Source organism: Micromonospora arborensis, assembly GCF_003205615.1.
Classification (GTDB): domain Bacteria; phylum Actinomycetota; class Actinomycetes; order Mycobacteriales; family Micromonosporaceae; genus Micromonospora; species Micromonospora arborensis.
The window spans coordinates 1-1393 of the sequence record NZ_PYBV01000050.1; the positions used below are offsets into that span (position 1 = coordinate 1).

Sequence of the window (1393 nt, forward strand, 5' to 3'; positions counted from 1 at the left end):
TGCAAGACGCTTCTATGTACGTGGTGATCGGTTCGGCTGGTTGCCGCTAAGTTCGGCGTCGATGATCACTTGGGTGACTCATTGCCGATCCGGCCGCTCGGAGTGTGGGTGTGCCTTGTGCAAGACCTGTCCCCAGGTGGTCGTCGGCGCCGGCCCGGCCCACCTTGCTGGCCTGATCAGAAGCCTGCCCGTGCGAGCACACGTGGCCCATCACAGATTTGCCGCCGAGGTGACTGCTTCCCGAGCCGACGCCGACTGTCCCGGTCGTCACTGGCAAAGGAGCAACAACCCGAGATGGCACAGATCGTAGAGCGGGTCACGGATCGCTATGACGTGGTGGTGGGGGTGGATACCCACACCGACACGCACACCGCTGCCGTGCTCGACCGGTTCGGGGCGGTGTTGGCGCAGGTCACCGTGTCCACCGACGCGGACGGGCTGAGCCGGCTGTTGGCGTTTGCCGCCGCGCACACCCCGCCGGACGGGCGCCGGTTGTGGGCGGTGGAGGGCACCCGGGCGCACGGTCAGGGGCTGTGCCGGCTGTTGACCGCTGCCGGTGAACCACTCTGCGAAGCACCCAAACCCGCCGCCGCGGCCCGCCGTCGGGGCGGCAAGTCCGACCAACTCGACGCGGTCGCCGCCGCCCACGCCGTGCTCGCCCTGTCCGCCGACCGCGTCGCCGTGCCCCGCAGCGACGGACCACGCGAAGCGTTGCGTCTGCTGCTGGTCTGCCGCCGCCACCACAGCGACACCCGCACCGCCACGGTCAACCTGGTCAAAGCGCTAATCCTGACCGCCGACGACACTCTGCGTCACGCCCTACGCGGGCTGAGCACCACCCACCAGATCGCCCGCCTGGCCGCCCTCGACCTACCCGAGAGCACCCACCTGCCCATCGAGGAACACACCCGCCGCCGCGAACTGAGCACCCTCGCCCGCCACATCCACACCCTCGACGCCGCACTGGCCGACAACCACCGACGCCTCCGCGCCCTCGTCACCGACCTGTGCCCACCCCTGCTCGACCAACCCGGCGTCGGACCCGTCACCGCCGCGATCGCCCTCACCGCCTGGTCACACCCCGGCCGCGTCCGCTCAGAAGCCGCCTACGCCACCCTCGCCGGCGCCGCCCCCATACCCGTGGCCAGCGGCCGCACCGACCGACACCGCCTCAACCGCGGCGGCGACAGAACCCTCAACAGCGCCCTACACACCATCGCCCTGACCCGCCGCCGCATCCACCCCGAAACCCGCGACTACATCAACCGCCGCCGCACCGAAGGCCGCACCACCAGAGAAATCACCCGCTGCCTCAAGCGCTACATCGCCCGACAGCTCTACCGCATCATCACCACCCACCACCGCACCTCTTGACAACCCCACTCACAGATCG

At 69.8% G+C, this 1393-nt stretch carries 1 protein-coding gene; it reads left to right on the plus strand.

Annotated features, from left to right (window positions below; genetic code table 11):
• Positions 1–294 precede the first annotated feature (294 nt).
• Entirely contained in the window at positions 295–1374 is a 1080-nt protein-coding gene (locus C7C45_RS29865) for an IS110 family RNA-guided transposase (RefSeq protein ID WP_110567721.1), read from the plus strand.
• The last annotated feature ends 19 nt before the right edge of the window (positions 1375–1393 follow it).